The following is a 16591-nucleotide window of genomic DNA, read 5'->3' on the forward strand; positions in this document are numbered from 1 at the left end:
CGGCGCCGGTGTCGTAGGGTGGGCGCAGCTGAGCTTCCCCAGTTTTCAGTGATCATTCCTGACCGGCGAGGAGCCCGCGTTGTACCTGAAGAGCCTGACCCTCAAGGGGTTCAAGTCCTTCGCGTCCTCGACGACGATGCAGCTCGAGCCGGGCATCACGTGCATCGTCGGCCCCAACGGGTCGGGCAAGTCCAACGTCGTCGACGCCCTCGCGTGGGTGATGGGCGAGCAGGGCGCGAAGAGCCTGCGCGGCGGCAAGATGGAGGACGTCATCTTCGCCGGCACGTCCGGGCGCCCGCCGCTCGGTCGTGCCGAGGTGCAGCTGACGATCGACAACTCCGACGGGGCGCTGCCGATCGACTACGCCGAGGTCACGATCAGCCGGACGATGTTCCGCAACGGCGGCTCGGAGTACGCCATCAACGGCACCGGCTGCCGGCTCCTCGACGTCCAGGAGCTGCTCAGCGACTCCGGCATCGGCCGCGAGATGCACGTGATCGTCGGGCAGGGCCAGCTCGACTCGATCCTGCACGCGACGCCCGAGGACCGGCGCGGCTTCATCGAGGAGGCCGCGGGCGTCCTCAAGCACCGCAAGCGCAAGGAGAAGGCGCTCCGCAAGCTCGACGCGACCGACGGCAACCTGACCCGTCTCGCCGACCTGCTCACCGAGATCCGCCGCCAGCTCAAGCCGCTCGGCCGGCAGGCCGAGGTCGCCCGCCAGGCGCAGACGGTCCAGATGGACGTGCGCGACGCCCGCGCGCGACTCCTCGCCGACGACCTGGTCACCGCCCGCGGTGCGCTCGAGTCGGAGCTCGCTGACGAGACCGTCCTGCTGGAGCGCCGCCAGGAGGTGGAGGCGGCGATCACCGCCGGGCGCGAGCAGGAGTCCCGGCTCGAGGCCGCGCTGCGCGACGACCTCCCGCGCCTCGCCGCCGCGCAGGAGACGTGGTTCGCCCTGTCCGGCCTGAAGGAGCGGCTGCGCGGCACCGCGTCGCTGGCCGACGAGCGGATCCGCAACGCCGCCGGCGCGGCCGACGGCGACTCCGTCGACTCCGGGCGCGACCCCGACGAGCTCGAGGCGCAGGCCGGACGCGTCCGCGAGCAGGAGGCGGAGATCGCCACGCAGGTCGAGCAGCAGCGCGCCGCCCTCGACGCCGCCGTGGTCGCCAAGCGTGCCGCCGAGGAGGCCGCGGCCGAGGAGGACAAGCGCATCGCCGGCCTCCTGCGCGCCGCCGCCGACCGCCGCGAGGGACTCGCCCGGCTCAGCGGGCAGGTCAACGCGCTGACGTCCCGCTCCGAGGCCGCCGACGCCGAGATCCAGCGCCTCACCGACGCGCGCGAGGACGCCGCCACGCGCGCCGAGCGCGCCCAGCGCGACTTCACCGCGCTGGAGACCAAGGTCGCCGGCCTCGACGCCGGCGAGGAGGGCCTCGACTCCGAGCACGAGGAGGCGGTGGCGGTCCTCGACGAGGTCGAGGAGGAGCTGGCCAAGGCCCGCGACGAGGCTCAGCAGTCCGACCGCGAGCGAGCCGGGCTGGTCGCCCGTCGCGACGCGCTCGAGATCGGGCTCAACCGCAAGGACGGCGCCGGGGCCCTGCTGGCTGCCACCGACACCGTCGACGGACTGCTCGGCTCGGTCGCCGCGCTGCTCGACGTCGACCACGGCTACGAGACCGCCGTCGCCGCCGCCCTCGGCTCCGCCGCCGACGCCGTCGTGGTCAGCGACGCAGCGGCCGCGGTCCGGGCGATCACCCACCTCAAGGACGACGACCTCGGACGCGCCGGGCTCCTGCTCGGCGGCGCCCCGACCGCCGAGCGCGACTGGCCACGGCTGCCCGACGGCGTGGTCTACGCCGCCGACGTGGTGTCCGCGCCCGAAGCCGTACGTCCCGCGCTGGCGCGGCTGCTCCACCAGGTCGCCGTCGTCGACGACCTGCCCGCCGCCCGGCGCCTGGTCGCCGACCTCCCCGACGTCGTCGCGGTGACCCGCGAGGGCGACGTCCTCGGGTCGCACTTCGCGGCGGGCGGTTCCAGCAGCCAGCCCAGCCTGATCGAGGTCCAGGCGGCCGTCGACGAGGCCACCAGCCGGCTCGCGGAGGCGACCGCGACGACCGAGCGGCTCGGCTTCGAGATCTCCCGCCTCGAGGCGGCCCGCCACGACGCCCTCAAGCGCGTCGACGTCGCTCTCGCCAAGCTCCACGAGTCCGACGCCACCCTCGCTGCCGTGGCCGAGGAGCTGGGCCAGTACGGCTCGCAGGCCCGCGCCGCCAAGGGCGAGGCCGACCGGCTCGAGCGCGCCATCGCGACCGCGCGCGAGGCCCGCGAGGCCGACCTCGCCGGACTGGCGGAGCTCCAGGCCAGGCTCGCAGCGGCCGAGGACGTCACCGACGAGGAGCCCGACACCTCCGAGCGCGAGAAGCTCGCCGAGTCGGCCCGCGAGGCCCGCCAGCACGAGATGGACGCCCGGCTCGCGCTGCGCACCGCCGAGGAGCGCGCCCGCGCCCTCCACGGCCGCGCCGACTCGCTGCTGCGGGCCGCCCAGGCCGAGCGCGAGTCCCGGGCGCGGGCCGCCGAGCGTCGCGAGCGGCTGATCCGCGAGGGCCGCGCCGCCCAGGCCGTGTCGGTCGCCGTCCGGGTCGTGCTCCACGAGCTCGAGCGCTCCGTGATGCTCGCCGCTGACGAGCGAGCGGCCGTCGAGGAGTCCCGGCAGGGGAGCGAGCAGCAGCTGATGGCCGTCCGCACCTCGCTGCGGGATCTCGGCCGCGAGCACGACGAGCTGGTCAGCTCGGTGCACCGCGACGAGATGGCGCGCACCCAGCAGAAGATGCGCATCGAGCAGCTCGAGGAGCGCGCGCTCGAGGAGCTCGGCCTCGACGCCGACGGCCTCGTCGGCGACTACGGCCCGGAGACGCTCGTCCCGTTCAGCGGCGAGGTGCCCGACGGCGAGGAGCCGCCCGAGCCGACGCCCTACGTCCGCGAGGAGCAGGTCAAGCGGCTCCGCACCGCCGAGCGCGCGCTGTCGATGCTGGGTCGGGTCAACCCGCTGGCGCTGGAGGAGTTCAGCGCGATGGAGGAGCGGCACAAGTTCCTCACCGAGCAGCTCGAGGACCTCAAGCGGACCCGCAAGGACCTCCTCGACATCGTCCGCGAGGTCGACGCGCGCGTCGAGCAGGTCTTCACCGAGGCCTACGCCGACGTCGAGAAGGCCTTCGACCAGACCTTCGCCCGGCTGTTCCCGGGCGGCGAGGGGCGGCTCGTCCTCACCAACCCCGACGACATGCTCAACACCGGCATCGAGGTCGAGGCGCGCCCCGCGGGCAAGAAGGTCAAGCGGCTCTCCCTGCTGTCGGGTGGCGAGCGCTCGCTCGTGGCCGTCGCCTTCCTGGTGTCGCTCTTCAAGGCCCGTCCGTCGCCGTTCTACATCCTCGACGAGGTCGAGGCGGCGCTCGACGACACCAACCTGGGCCGCCTGCTCCAGATCTACGAGGAGCTCCGCGAGAACTCCCAGCTCCTGGTCATCACCCACCAGAAGCGCACGATGGAGGTCGGCGACGCGCTCTACGGCGTCACGATGCGCGGCGACGGCGTGTCCGCGGTGATCAGCCAGCGGCTGCGCGACGCAGAGTCGGCGTGAGGTCTGCCTGATGCCGCAGGACGCGGTCGGCGTACGTCGCCTGGCGCACCGCCACCACGCGCTGGCGCGACGACGACGCCTACGGCCACCTCAACAACGCCACCTACTACGAGCTGTTCGACACCGCGGTCAACGCCTACCTCTACGAGGCGACCGGCGTCGACGTGCGGGCGCTGCCGGAGATCGGCGTCGTCGCCGAGACCGGGTGCCGCTACTTCCGCGAGATCGGGTTCCCCGAGCCGATCGAGATGGGCCTGGTCGTCGACAAGGTCGGCACCAGCTCGATCGTCTACCGGATCGGCCTCTTCCAGGGACCCTCGGAGGAGGCGGCTGCCGAGGGGCGGTTCGTCCACGTCTACGTCGACAACACCCACGGCGCGGGCTCCCGTCCGGTGACACCGATCCCCGACGTCGTGCGCGAGGCCGTCGTACGACTCCTGCCTGCTCAGGCGTAGGGCGCGTCCCCTAGCTCACCCCGACGCGCCCGGGAGCCTGCCTCGATGCGGGTCTGCGAGTGTGGCTGTGCGACGGTGGAGGAGTCAGCACGAACCCCCTCGGAGAGGCTCCCTCCATGCTCGCGATCATCCTGATGATGACCCTCGGCGTGCTCGTCGCCGCTGCCGTGGCCGTCTACGTCGCCTACCCGCACCGCGGCGAGGACATCCCCGTGGTCCCGCAGCTCGGCGACGCGATGCGCAAGGGTGTCGACGCCCTCCCGACGCTCGAGGACTCCGAGTCGCGCGTCTGACGCCTGGACGTCCGTACGGCGTGGCACTCCCGCGAGAGCCTGCGACGGGTTAGCGTGCCCAGCGTGACCGAGTCACGCCAGCATGTCTCGAGCGCCTACTGCGCAGCCTGTGGCACCACGGTGTCACGGGAGTTCCGGCGTGGTCCGGACGGCCGCCCGCACGTGAAGTGCCCCCGCTGCGGCAGCCTGGAGCGCCACCGGTTCCTCTCGCTGCTCCTCGGCGTCCTCGCCCCGGAGCTGCGCGACCTGGACACCGTGGTCGAGATCGGTCCGTCGCGTCAGTCCACCGTCCTCATCGACCAGCTCGGCGCGCGTCGCCGCATCGGTCTCGACTTCGGCTACGACGGTCGCGAGGTCGACGCCCTCGCGTGCCTGACGCGGCTCCCGCTGCGGGACGGCTCGGTCGACCTGCTCGTCTGCTACCACGTGCTCGAGCACGTGCCCGACGACGCCGCCGCGATGCACGAGATCGCGCGGGTGCTGAGCCCGCGGGGCATCGCGCTCCTGCAGGTGCCGATCCGGATGGGCGTGCCGACCGAGGAGGACCCGGCGGCCCTGCCCGAGGAGCGGTTGCGCCGGTTCGGCCAGGTCGACCACGTGCGGTGGTACGGCGACGACTTCGACTCGCGGTTGTCGGAGGCCGGCCTGTCGTCGGTCCGGGTCACCCCGCCGGCGCTGCTCGGCGAGGCCGCCGTCGAGTGGTTCCACCTGATGCCGCACGAGATGGTCTGGGTGGCCCGCCCCGGCAAGGAGGTGGCTGCCCCCATGCTCGCCGGCGGGCCCGCCTCGGGCCTCACGGCGGCCTTCGACGCCGTGCTGGCCGACCTCGCGCTGACGCGCGCGAGGGTCGACCGGGCACGCGCCCGCGGCGACCGGCTGGCCGCCCAGCGCGACGCCCTGCTGGCGCGGCTGGGCGCCGTGCGTCCGCGTCGCGGCGCCGAGGTGGTCACCCGCCTCCGGCGCGCCGCGCACCTGTGATGGGATTGCCCGCATGGCTGACTGGCTCTATCTGATCATCGGCATCGCCGTCGTCGGCGTCCTCACGCTCGCGGGGCTGCTGACCTCCGGCCGACGCCGCAAGGGCGACCTGCCCGCCGCGGGCGGGACGGACGTCATCGCGCCCCCGCCGACCGAGACCGACACGGCTGTCGACGCGGCGCCCGAGCCGGCCGTCGAGACCGCTCCCACGGTGGAGAAGCCGGAGGGTACGGCGTCGCGCCTGGTGCGGCTGCGCCAGCGGCTCTCGCGCTCGCAGGGCGGCCTCGGCCAGGGCCTTCTCGCCCTGCTCAGCCGCGACAAGCTCGACGAGGACACCTGGGAGGCGATCGAGGACACCCTCCTCACCGCCGACGTCGGTGTCGCGCCGACCCAGGCACTGGTCGAGAAGCTCCGCACCCGGCTGCGCGTCGAGGGCGGCCAACAGCCCGACGCGCGTGCGGTGCTGCGTGAGGAGCTCATCGAGCTCGTCGGCACCGACATGGACCGTCGCGTCCAGGTCACCGGCACCGACGGCAAGCCCGGCGTGGTCCTGGTCGTCGGCGTCAACGGCGCCGGCAAGACGACCACCGTCGGCAAGATCGCCCGGATCCTCGTCGCCGAGGACCTCTCGGTCACCCTCGGTGCCGCCGACACCTTCCGCGCGGCGGCCGTCGACCAGCTGGCCACCTGGGGCGAGCGCGTCGGCGTCGAGGTCGTCCGCGGCCCCGAGGGCGGCGACCCCGCCAGCGTGGCCTTCGAGGCGGTCAAGCACGGCGTGGACGAGGGCATCGACACGGTCCTCATCGACACCGCCGGCCGGCTCCAGAACAAGGCCGGCCTGATGGACGAGCTCGGCAAGGTCAAGCGGGTCATCGAGAAGCAGGCCCCGGTCACCGAGGTGCTGCTCGTGCTCGACGCCACCACCGGCCAGAACGGCCTGGTCCAGGCCCGCGTCTTCAGCGAGATCGTCGACGTCACCGGCATCGTCCTCACCAAGCTCGACGGCTCCGCCAAGGGCGGGATCGTGGTCCAGGTGCAGCGCGAGCTCGGCGTACCCGTCAAGCTCGTCGGCCTCGGCGAGGGCCCCGACGACATGGCCCCCTTCGACGCGGCCGCCTTCGTCGACGCCCTCCTCGGCTGACCCGGCTCCTCTGCACGCGCACAGCGTGCCGAGTGGGCGCGTGTGTACGCGTAGAACGTGCCGAGTGGGCGCATGTGTGCGCGTAGAACGTGCCGAGTCGGCGCATGTGTACGCGTAGAACGTGCCGAGTCGGCGCATGTGTACGCGTAGATCGCATCGAGCCGTCGCGTTTGTGCGCGCAGCGGCGAACAAAGGCGCCGACTCGGCGGTGTTCCAGCGAGCAGATGCGCCGACTCGGTTCTGACCCGGCGAACAGATGCGCCGACTCGGGATCAGGAGCGGGCGAGGATCCGGCGTACGGCGTCGTCGACGAGGGTCTCGGCGCGCTTGTCGAAGCTGTGCTCGGCCATCACCCGCTCGGCGATGGCACGGCGGGCTGCGTCGTCGGGGAACGCGTCGTAGGGCGGCTGGACCAGGCGGGCGAGCTCGTGCTCGTTGTCGAAGGGCAGGACGAGGCCGCCGAAGATCTCGAGGCCGTCGATCCGGTCGCTGAGGATGCGCGCACCGCAGGCGGCGGCGTCGAAGAGCCGGTTGGACGCGAAGCTGTCGCGGCGCATGTCGAGGTGGTGGTCGTTGAGGACGATGCCGGCGGAGGCGTAGAGCACGCCGACCTCGCGGTTGTCGACGCCGCCGGACGCGATCTGCTCGCGCTCGACGAACTCGGTCCAGTCGTTGCCGTGGAGGGTGAGGTCGGCGCCGATGGCCAGCGCGCTGCGTACGGCGTAGCGGTAGACGCCGCGGGAGTTGCCGACGAACAGCAGTGCCGGACCGGTGTCGGGCTCGGCCCGGTCGGGGTGGAACCACCGGGTGTCGGTGCACTGGAGCAGCGGCTCGATCGTGGTGCCCCACTCGCGGGTCATCCGCTCGGCCCAGCTCGTGCTGGCGGCGTACACGTGGTCGAAACCAGCGACCTCGTCGGGCGCGATCATGTCGGGGTGGCTGATGATCCACTCGACGTTGAGCAGCCCGGGCCGCGGAGCGACCCGGTCGAGCCCGCGCAGCACGAGGAGCACGTCGTCGTGGTCGCGTGAGTCGCGACCACGCGCATCGCGCCGGTCGATGGCGACGTGCTGCCCGCGTCGTTCGAGCGCGTCGGCGAGCGAGCGGGCGAAGTAGGTGTCGCCCCACCGGTCGCCGCGCTGCGCGGCGGGTGCGGCGATGTCGATCGCCCATCGGAGTCGCGGCGGCGTCTCGTGGATGCCCTGGATGGGCCGCACGACGAGCTCCGGCACCAGCGCCGACGGTGCGGCCGGGTCCTCCGGGTCCGCCGTGATCCGGCGGTTGCGCTCGTCGGTGACCTCGAGGCCGGCCCGGGCCAGCAGCTCGGGCGCCCGGTCGGGGCCGGCCGCGGCGGGGCTGCGGCTCAGTGAGGACATAGCGCCGATGAGCTCGTCGGGCAGGGCGTACGCCGTGCGCGAGGTGATCACGGTCTCGGGCACGACGACCGAGCCGCCCAGCCCCGCGTGCTGCGCCCGCAGGCCGAGGTCGGTCTCCGCGAGCACCGACCGGAAGCGCGGGTCGAGCCCGCGCAGGGCGACGGCGTCCTCGGTGCGCAGCGCGACGAGGGGAGCGGCCGGTGCGGCGACCGTGCACTGCCCGATGCGGACGGCGTCGCTGGTCGGCAGCCCGGCGAGGAAGAGCTCGGGGTGGGGGTTGACCTCGGTGAAGCGGGCGCCGGCGCTGAGGACGACACCGTCGAGGTCGACGATCAGTGGCTGGGCGAGGGCCACGCCCGGCTCGCGGACGACCTCGGCGAGCCGGCCGGCGATCGGCTGGCGAGGCGGCATCGCCTCGGGACGGACCAGCAGGATCGTGCTGCCCGCGGCCTGCGAGACGCCGATGTTGGTGGCCGCCGACATCGACACCGGCGTCGGCACCGACACGAAGCGCGCGCCGGAGATGATCGCGGCGATGGAGGCAGCGAGCACGTGGTGCGCGCGCCGCAGGCGTACGCCGACGAGGATCAGCTCGACCCCCTCACGGGGCACCGAGCCTAGCCACTCGACGGTGCGCCGCGGCTCGGGCCCGACGGGCATGACCGCGGTGACGAGGTCGTCGGACCGCTCGCGCACGGCGGCGTCCCAGTCGACGAGCTGGCGCTCGAGGACGACCGAGTCCCAGTCGTCACCGAGGTCGGGCAGGCCGGGGTCGGGCCGCTTGAGGACGGGTACGTCGACGGGGAGCGGGTCGTGGTCGCGGGAGAGCCGCAGCATGATGTCGCGCTCGACCGACCCGCCGAGCCCCTCGTCGAAGCCGCCGACGTCCTTGATGGCGGCCCGCCGCAGCAGGGCGGTCGCCAGGTCGACCGGTCGTCCGGCGAGCAGCTCGGCCCGGTCGCGGCCGACGGCGCCGGCACCGGCCAGCACGGCCGAGGAGCCGGAGCGGTGGGCGTGCGCGACCAGCGAGCCCAGCATGTCGGGCAGCCACTGGCGCCCGAGGGGGAGGAAGGCGACGTGCTCGGCCGTCCCGTGCTCGAGCGCCACGTTGAGCGCGTGGGCGTGCGAGCAGCGCGACTCGCGGACCACGGTGATGCGGTCGTCGAAGGCGGCGATGCCCTGGAGCACGGCGGCCGTGTCGTCGAGCGACCCGCGGTCGACGGCGACGAGGTGCCAGTCGGCGAAGGACTGCGCCTGGAGGGACGCGAGCGTCTCGCGCACGAGCGGTCCGGCGTCCTGCGTCGCCATCACGACCGTGACGGCGGGGGAGGTGCCCAGGGCGGTGGGGAGGGCCGGGGTCGGGCCGACGAGGTCGGGCCGGTCGAGCACGACCTCGCGTCGCCACGCCGTGGCCGCCTCGATCGCGGCCGCGCGGTAGGTGCCCCACGAGACCTTGCGCGGCAGGATCCGCGTCGGCAGCGCGGTCCCGGGAGGCGACACCGACAGCCAGTAGGACAGCGCGCCGTAGGGGTGGTGGCGGGCCTCGGGGTGCGCCGCGAAGATGATCCGCGGGTCCACCAGCGGGTGCGGCGCGATCCGGTTGCGCCGACGCCGCTCGGAGACGTACCAGAGGACGGGGTGCTGGCCGAGGCGCTGCCACGAGCGACGCCGGCCGATCCACTGGGCCTCGAAGAGCGGGTGCGGCGACACGTCGCCGGCCAGCACGGCTGCGCGGGCCGCGTCCTGCACCGACGCGAAGGTCGTGCCGAGCTGGGCGCCGACGTAGTCGGCGTCGACCAGGCCCGACTCGACCAGGACGATCTCGGCGTCGTCGAGCCGCACCTGGCTCGGCCGGCGACGCTCACCGCGCATCGGAGTACCTCACGCGGGGGAAGAGGGGTTCGAGGGCCAACGGCGTCGGGAGCAGCCGCTCGGTGTCGCGCAGCGGGTAGTACTGCGCGGTCTCGTCGAGGAACTCGCGCACCCCCTCGAAGCGCTGCGGGAACCGCCGCTCGCACAGCTCGAGGAGCCGCTTGGCGTCGAGGTTGTAGGGGTCGTAGCGCAGGGTGTCGATCTTGACGTAGGGGAGGCGTGCGTTGTCGAGCACGCGGTCGGCCAGGCTCCGGGCCGGGTTCCACGGCTCGTTGGCCCGCTCGCGCCACTCGCGCACCTCGGCGCGCGTGCGCGGGAAGTGGGAGCGGTGTGCCGCCCACCACCGCATCCGCTCGCGGGCGATCCGCTGGTCCTCGGGTGTCTCGACGAAGTAGGTGTCGGAGGTGAAGCCCGCCTCGTAGAGCCGACGCGACATGCCGACCTCGTAGCGGCGGATCACCTGCCGCCGCTTGGAGATCGGCTCCATCTCCTCCCAGAAGGTCGTGAAGGCGCGCGAGGCGACCACCCACGGACGGAAGGCGATGAAGAAGGACTGAATGTGGGGTGCGACGCGCTCGGCGCCGGTCAGCCCCCAGAAGTCGCACGGCCGGGTGGCCATCTCGTCGAACACCGGGTCGTAGGAGTCGAGCGCGAAGACGTAGGTGTCGTTGCAGACCACCACCTCGTCGTACGCCGTCAGGTCCCCGGCGGCGTCGAGACCGACCTTGTAGGAGAAGAAGTCGTAGCCGTAGTTGGCCCGCTCGACGAGGACCGCCCGCTCGGACAGCCAGGCGCGGGCCGAGTCCTGCAGGGTCGCGGTCGTGCAGACCAGCAGGGTGTCGACCGAGGCGGCCAGTGCCTCGACCTGTCCGCGCACGTGCGGACGCAGCTCCCCAGCCACGTCGAAGTGCGCCATCACGGCCAGTCTGGACACGGCCGAACACTAACAAGCGGGCACCGTCGCCCGATCAGTTCACATGCCCGTAACACGACGCGGGAATCCGTTGCCTGCCCGCAACATCCGTCGCGCGCCGGTGAAACCTCCTCGTCGCAGGCTTCGGGTCATCACGCGGGCCCGCCATGCCACCGTCGTCATGACACCGGAGCCCCGCACCCCCACCTTGTCAACCAAGCTCGAACCCTGGAGGTTCTGTGGACGGCTACTACGCCTTCATGCTGGTGGCGACTGCCTTCGTCCTGATGATGACGGTGCCCGCCCTGGCCCTGTTCTACGGCGGCATGTCCCGGTCGAAGTCCGTGCTCAACATGATGATGATGTCGTACGTCGCGGCTGCCATCGTCGGCATCCTCTACGTCGCCGTCGGCTGGTCGATGGGCTTCGGCGGGGACGGCACGTTCTTCGCCAACCCCTTCGAGCTCCTCTGGCTCGACGGCGTCACCACCGACGCCTACATCGGCGTGATGTTCCAGATGACGTTCGCGATCATCACCGCGGCCCTCATCAGCGGCGCCGTCGCCGACCGGCTCAAGTTCTCGGCGTGGGTCGTCTTCGTCCCTCTGTGGGCCCTGTTCGTCTACTTCCCGATGGCGCACATGGTGTTCAGCTGCACCGACGACTCGCTCATCTGCGGCCGGATCGGCGCGCAGGACTACGCCGGCGGCACCGCGGTGCACATCAACGCCGGCATCGCGGCCCTCGTGCTCGTCGTGCTCCTCGGCAAGCGCATCGGCTGGCCGCGTGAGCAGATGCGCCCGCACAACCTGACCCTCACCATGCTCGGCGCCGGTCTGCTCTGGATGGGCTGGTACGGCTTCAACGTCGGCTCGATCGTGTTCGGCGACGGCTACAACGACGAGCAGTTCTTCGCCGAGACCGGCCGCACCTTCGCCACCACCACCCTCGCCACGATGGCCGCGATCCTCGGCTGGCTCGTCGTCGAGCGGTTGGTCCACAAGAAGGCCACCTCCCTCGGCGCCGCCTCCGGCATCGTCGCGGGCCTCGTCGCCATCACCCCGGCCACGGGCGCGGTGAACCTGTCCGGTGCCGTCGCCATCGGTGCGATCGCCGGTGCCGTCTGCGCCTGGGCGGTGGGCCTCAAGTACAAGCTCGGCTATGACGACTCGCTCGACGTCGTCGGCGTGCACCTCGTCGGTGGCATCATCGGCACCGTGCTCATCGGCGTCTTCTCCACGTCCGACGGTGCCGGCGGCATCGACGGCCTCATCTACGGCGGCGGCTTCGGCCCGCTCGCCGACCAGGCACTCGGCGTGCTCGTCGCCGTGCTCTACTCCGGTGTCATCACCACCGTCATCGCGCTCGCCATCAAGTACACGATGGGTCTCCGCCTCGACGAGGAGGACGAGGTGGCCGGCATCGACCTCGCCGCCCACGGCGAGTCGGCGTACGACCTCCACAGCGGCTCCAGCGGCGGTGGCAGCGTCCTCGCCGCCGCGACCGTGCCCGCCTCTGCCCCTGCCAAGTCTGAAGGAGCCAGCGCATGAAGCTCGTGACCGCGGTCATCAAGCCGCACAAGTGGGAGGACGTCCGCGAGGCGCTCGAGACCTTCGGTGTCGCCGGCATGACGGTCTCCGAGGTGAGCGGCTACGGCCGCCAGAAGGGCCACACCGAGGTCTACCGCGGTGCGGAGTACGACATCGCGCTCGTGCCGAAGATCCGCATCGAGATCGTGGTCGACGACGCCGACTCCGACGACATCGTCGGGATCATCGTCAAGACCGCGCAGACCGGGCGCATCGGTGACGGCAAGGTCTGGGTCAGCCCGGTCGACACCGTCGTCCGGGTCCGGACCGGCGAGCAGGACGCGTCCGCGCTCTGATGGCACGCCTGTCTCGGGCTCGCACAGTGAATCCAGCATGACCGCTGACCAGCGCCGGACCAGGGCCACCACGGCCGACGAGCTCTGTCGTGAGGCGTACGCCGCCTCCGCAGGGCCCGCCGCCGGGGTGGCCCTGGTCGCGGTCGGCGGCTACGGGCGCGGCGAGCTCGCACCCCACTCCGACCTCGACGTGGTGCTCGTCCACGAGGACGACGTCGACCTGGGCGACCTCGGCAGCGCGCTCTGGTACCCCCTGTGGGACTCCGGGCGCCGGCTCGACCACTCGGTGCGCTCGATGGGGGAGGTCGTGGACGCCGCGGCCGACCTGCGGGTCGCGCTGGGGCTCCTCGACGTGCGCCACCTCGCGGGGGACCCCGGGCTGACGCTGCGGTTGCGCACCACGATGCTCGCCGACTGGCGCAGGCAGGCGCGCACGCGGCTGCCCGAGCTGAAGGCGATGACCCGCAAGCGGCACGACGTCACCGGAGAGCTGGCGCACGCCTCGGTGCCGGACGTGAAGGAGGCCGAGGGCGGCCTGCGCGACGCGGGCGTGCTCAAGGCGATCGAGGCGAGCTGGCTGGTCGACGCCTCCACGCCCGCGCTCGAGGCGGCGCGGCTGATGCTGCTCGACGTCCGCGACGAGGTGCAGGAGCTCGCCGGCCGGCCGAGCGACCGGATCGCGCCCGAGATGTGGGGGCCGCTGGCCGAGCGCCTCGACCTCCCGGACGCCGAGGCCGCGCAGCGCCACGTGCGCTCCCTCGGCCGCCGGATCGCCCACCTGTCGCGCCTGGCGTGGCGACGTACGGACGCAGTGACCACGAGGGAGCGCGGCGAGAAGGGACGGCGTACGCCGGCGCTCGAGCGCATCGCGCCCGGCATCGCCCTCTCCCGCGGCGAGGTCGTGCTCGACGCCGGGACCAAGCCGGGCGACGATCCCACGCTCCTCCTGCGCGCGGCCGCCGAGGCCGCCTCGCGGGACGCGGTGCTGTCCCCGACCACCGCTGCGCGGCTCGTCCGCGAGGGCGCCCCGCTGCCGGTGCCGTGGCCCGCCGGCGCCCGTGACGCGCTCGTGCGGCTGCTGGCGAGCGGACCCGGCCTGCTGCCGATCTGGGAGACGCTCGACGAGATCGACGGGATCGAGACGTTCCTGCCCGAGTGGGAGCAGATCCGGCTCCTGCCGCACGCCTCGGCGATCCACCGCTTCACCGTCGACCGGCACGTCGTTGAGACCTGCGCCGAGGCGGGAGCGCTCATCCGCACGGTCCGACGGCCCGACCTGCTGCTCGTCGCCGCGCTGCTGCACGACATCGGCAAGGGCTCGCTGCACGACCACTCCGTCGCCGGGGAGCCGGTCGCGCGCAAGATCGTCGCGCGGATGGGCTTCACCGACCTCGACGCCGAGGTGGTCGCCTCCCTCGTCCGCTGGCACCTGCTCCTCGCCGACCTCGCCACGACGCGGGATCCCGACGATCCCGCCACGACCACCGAGCTCCTCACCCATGTCCCCGACGCCGCCAGCCTCGACCTGCTCCGCGCGCTCACCGAGGCCGATGCCCGCGCCACCTCGCCGCAGGCGTGGACCACGTGGCGTGCCTCGCTCGTCGACCGGCTGGTGCTGCGGGCCGACACCGTCCTCGGCGCGGAGGCGAGCCCGGTCCCGCCGGTGGAGGTGGTCCCCGTCCCGGACGTCGTACGGCGTGACCCGGAGGCCGTGTCGGTCTCGGTCGAGCCCCACGGCGTCGGCGCCACGGTCACGGTCATCGCCGCCGACCGGGTCGGGCTGCTCGCCGACGTCGCCGGCGGCCTCGCGGCCCTGCGGGTGCCCGTGCACGCGGCCCGCGCCTGGGCCCAGGTCGACGCCGAGGGGGAGTGGGGCGTCAGCTCGTGGGAGGTGCCCGACGCCTACCTCGACGCGACCAAGGTGCGCGACCGGATCCGCCGGGTCGTCGAGGGGAGCCAGCGGCTGCCCGACCTGCCCGCGCGGCCCGAGGGCGAGCTGCCGCCGATCGTCGAGGTCCGTCCCGACGCCTCCCGGACGTCCCTCGTGCTCGAGATCCGCACCTCCGACCGTCCGGGCGTCGTGCACCGCGTGCTCACCACGCTCGCCGGGCTCGGCCTGACGGTCGCGTCCGCGCACGTCTCGACGCTGGGACCGCAGGCCGTCGACGTCTTCTACGTCCAGGAGGACGGCGGCGTCCGGCCGACCGAGGAGCGTGCCGCGGCGGCCGCCCACGCCGTACGCACCGCGCTCGGCGGGTGAGCCCGACGCGGGTCCGGCCGTTAGTCTTGGCGCTCGTAACACCCACTGATGCGAGGGACTGACCCACACCGTGTTCGCCACACTCTCCGACCGCCTTGCCGACACCTTCAAGAACCTGCGGGGCAAGGGCCGGCTCTCCGAGGCCGACATCGACGCCACCGCGCGCGAGATCCGGATCGCGCTGCTCGAGGCGGACGTCGCGCTGCCCGTCGTCAAGGAGTTCGTCGGTGCGGTCAAGGAGCGGGCACGCTCCGAAGAGGTCAGCGGTGCCCTCAACCCGGCCCAGCAGATCATCAAGATCGTCCACGAGGAGCTCGTGACGATCCTCGGCGGCGAGACCCGCCGGCTGCGCTACGCCAAGAACGGCCCGACCGTCATCATGCTCGCCGGGCTCCAGGGCGCCGGCAAGACGACCCTGGCCGCCAAGCTCGCGCACTGGCTCAAGGAGCAGGACAAGACGCCGGTGCTCGTGGCGGCCGACCTCCAGCGGCCCAACGCCGTCCAGCAGCTCCAGGTCAACGGTGAGCGCGTCGGCGTGCCCGTCTTCGCCCCCGAGCCGGGCAACGGCACCGGGGACCCGGTCGACGTGGCCCGCGCCTCGATCGAGGAGGCGAAGCGCAAGCTCTACGACGTCGTCATCATCGACACCGCCGGTCGCCTCGGTGTCGACCAGACCCTCATGCAGCAGGCCGCGGACATCCGCGACGCCGTGCAGCCCGACGAGGTGCTCTTCGTCGTCGACGCGATGATCGGCCAGGACGCGGTCACGACCGCCCAGGCCTTCCTCGACGGCGTCGGCTACGACGGCGTGGTGCTCACCAAGCTCGACGGCGACGCCCGCGGTGGCGCGGCCCTGTCGATCCGCTCGATCACCGGCAAGCCGGTCATGTTCGCCTCCAGCGGCGAGAAGATGACCGACTTCGACCTGTTCCACCCCGACCGGATGGCCTCGCGCATCCTCGACATGGGCGACATGCTCACCCTCATCGAGCAGGCCGAGAAGGCGTTCGACTCCGAGCAGGCCATGAAGGCCGCCGAGAAGCTCGGCACCAAGGGCGGCTTCACCCTGGAGGACTTCCTCCAGCAGATGATGCAGATCCGCAAGCTCGGCTCGATGACCAAGATCATGGGGATGCTGCCCGGGATGGGCCAGTTCCGCGACCAGCTCGAGAACTTCGACGAGCGCGAGATCGACCGCCTCCAGGCGATCATCCAGTCGATGACGCCCGCCGAGCGGGAGAACCCGAAGATCATCGACGGCTCGCGCCGGGCCCGCATCGCGAAGGGCTCGGGTCGTCAGGTCTCCGACGTCAACCAGCTCGTCGACCGCTTCTTCGAGGCGCGCAAGATGATGGAGTCGATGGCCAAGGGCGGCGGGATGCCGGGCATGCCCGGGATGCCTGGCCTGCCGGGCGGCGGCAAGCGCGCGGGCGCCAGGCAGGCTCCCCAGAACAAGGGCAAGAAGGCCAAGGGCAAGCGGGGCTCCGGCAACCCGGCCAAGGCCGCGCAGGAGGCGGCGGCTGCGAAGGCCGCGGCCGCGGAGAAGGCCGGCAACCCGTTCGGCGACCCGGGCGCGGGCGAGGTCGACTACGAGAAGGCCGCCGAGCAGCTCAACCTGCCGAAGGACTTCTCGAAGTTCCTGAAGTGAGACACCCAGCCGTTCACGAGCGCAGCGAGTGACCGGCGTGGGGGCGGCCAGATTGAGCAAGTGACACGGCTGAGGAACGAAGCCGCACGAACGCGTCGAAATATCGCGTATCAATCGCCCCGGCAGGGGCTCCTTG

At 72.6% G+C, this 16591-nt stretch carries 10 protein-coding genes and 1 pseudogene; 9 read left to right on the top strand and 2 right to left on the bottom strand.

Going from position 1 to position 16591, the window contains the following annotated elements:
• Positions 1 to 79 precede the first annotated feature (79 nt).
• From smc to ftsY, 5 genes and pseudogenes are all read left to right on the top strand, one after another.
• Positions 80 to 3634, top strand: coding sequence for a chromosome segregation protein SMC (smc, locus tag JI751_RS06920; RefSeq protein ID WP_201935075.1), 3555 nt, complete (start codon positions 80 to 82; stop codon positions 3632 to 3634).
• Positions 3635 to 3705: 71 nt separating this feature from the next.
• Positions 3706 to 4089: pseudogene (locus tag JI751_RS06925) on the top strand (acyl-CoA thioesterase); the annotation flags it as partial.
• A 116-nt stretch (positions 4090 to 4205) separates the two neighbouring features.
• Positions 4206 to 4382, top strand: coding sequence for a hypothetical protein (locus tag JI751_RS06930; protein ID WP_201935077.1), 177 nt, complete (start codon positions 4206 to 4208; stop codon positions 4380 to 4382).
• Between the two features lie 63 nt (positions 4383 to 4445).
• Positions 4446 to 5360: a class I SAM-dependent methyltransferase gene (locus tag JI751_RS20895; protein WP_201935080.1), complete on the top strand. Its 915-nt coding sequence runs from the start codon at positions 4446 to 4448 to the stop codon at positions 5358 to 5360.
• A gap of 13 nt (positions 5361 to 5373) precedes the next feature.
• Entirely contained in the window at positions 5374 to 6501 is a 1128-nt protein-coding gene (ftsY, locus tag JI751_RS06940; RefSeq protein WP_201935081.1) for a signal recognition particle-docking protein FtsY, read from the top strand.
• Between the two features lie 272 nt (positions 6502 to 6773).
• Here ftsY and JI751_RS06945 read toward each other — a convergent pair whose 3' ends face one another.
• Both JI751_RS06945 and JI751_RS06950 read right to left on the bottom strand, forming a co-directional pair.
• On the bottom strand, positions 6774 to 9749 hold the full coding sequence (locus JI751_RS06945) for a glycosyltransferase family protein (protein ID WP_201935082.1): 2976 nt from the start codon (positions 9747 to 9749) through the stop codon (positions 6774 to 6776).
• Positions 9739 to 10683 (bottom strand): rhamnan synthesis F family protein, encoded by a 945-nt coding sequence (locus JI751_RS06950; protein ID WP_201935083.1) that lies wholly within the window; start codon positions 10681 to 10683, stop codon positions 9739 to 9741. Before JI751_RS06950 ends, JI751_RS06945 begins: the two co-directional genes overlap by 11 nt.
• Before the next feature lie 218 nt (positions 10684 to 10901).
• Here JI751_RS06950 and JI751_RS06955 point away from each other — a divergent pair, with 218 nt between their 5' ends.
• The 4 genes from JI751_RS06955 to ffh all read left to right on the top strand — a co-directional run bounded on the left by JI751_RS06955 (position 10902) and on the right by ffh (position 16455).
• Positions 10902 to 12212: an ammonium transporter gene (locus JI751_RS06955; protein WP_307813935.1), complete on the top strand. Its 1311-nt coding sequence runs from the start codon at positions 10902 to 10904 to the stop codon at positions 12210 to 12212.
• A complete protein-coding gene (locus JI751_RS06960; RefSeq protein ID WP_201935084.1) occupies positions 12209 to 12547 on the top strand; it encodes a P-II family nitrogen regulator in 339 nt (112 codons plus the stop codon). The genes JI751_RS06955 and JI751_RS06960 overlap by 4 nt, the downstream gene beginning before the upstream one ends.
• 37 nt (positions 12548 to 12584) lie before the next feature.
• Positions 12585 to 14807: a [protein-PII] uridylyltransferase gene (locus JI751_RS06965; protein WP_201935085.1), complete on the top strand. Its 2223-nt coding sequence runs from the start codon at positions 12585 to 12587 to the stop codon at positions 14805 to 14807.
• Positions 14808 to 14877: 70 nt separating this feature from the next.
• On the top strand, positions 14878 to 16455 hold the full coding sequence (ffh, locus tag JI751_RS06970; RefSeq protein ID WP_201935086.1) for a signal recognition particle protein: 1578 nt from the start codon (positions 14878 to 14880) through the stop codon (positions 16453 to 16455).
• Positions 16456 to 16591: the final 136 nt, after the last annotated feature.

Source organism: Nocardioides baculatus (assembly GCF_016735675.1).
GTDB lineage: Bacteria > Actinomycetota > Actinomycetes > Propionibacteriales > Nocardioidaceae > Nocardioides > Nocardioides baculatus.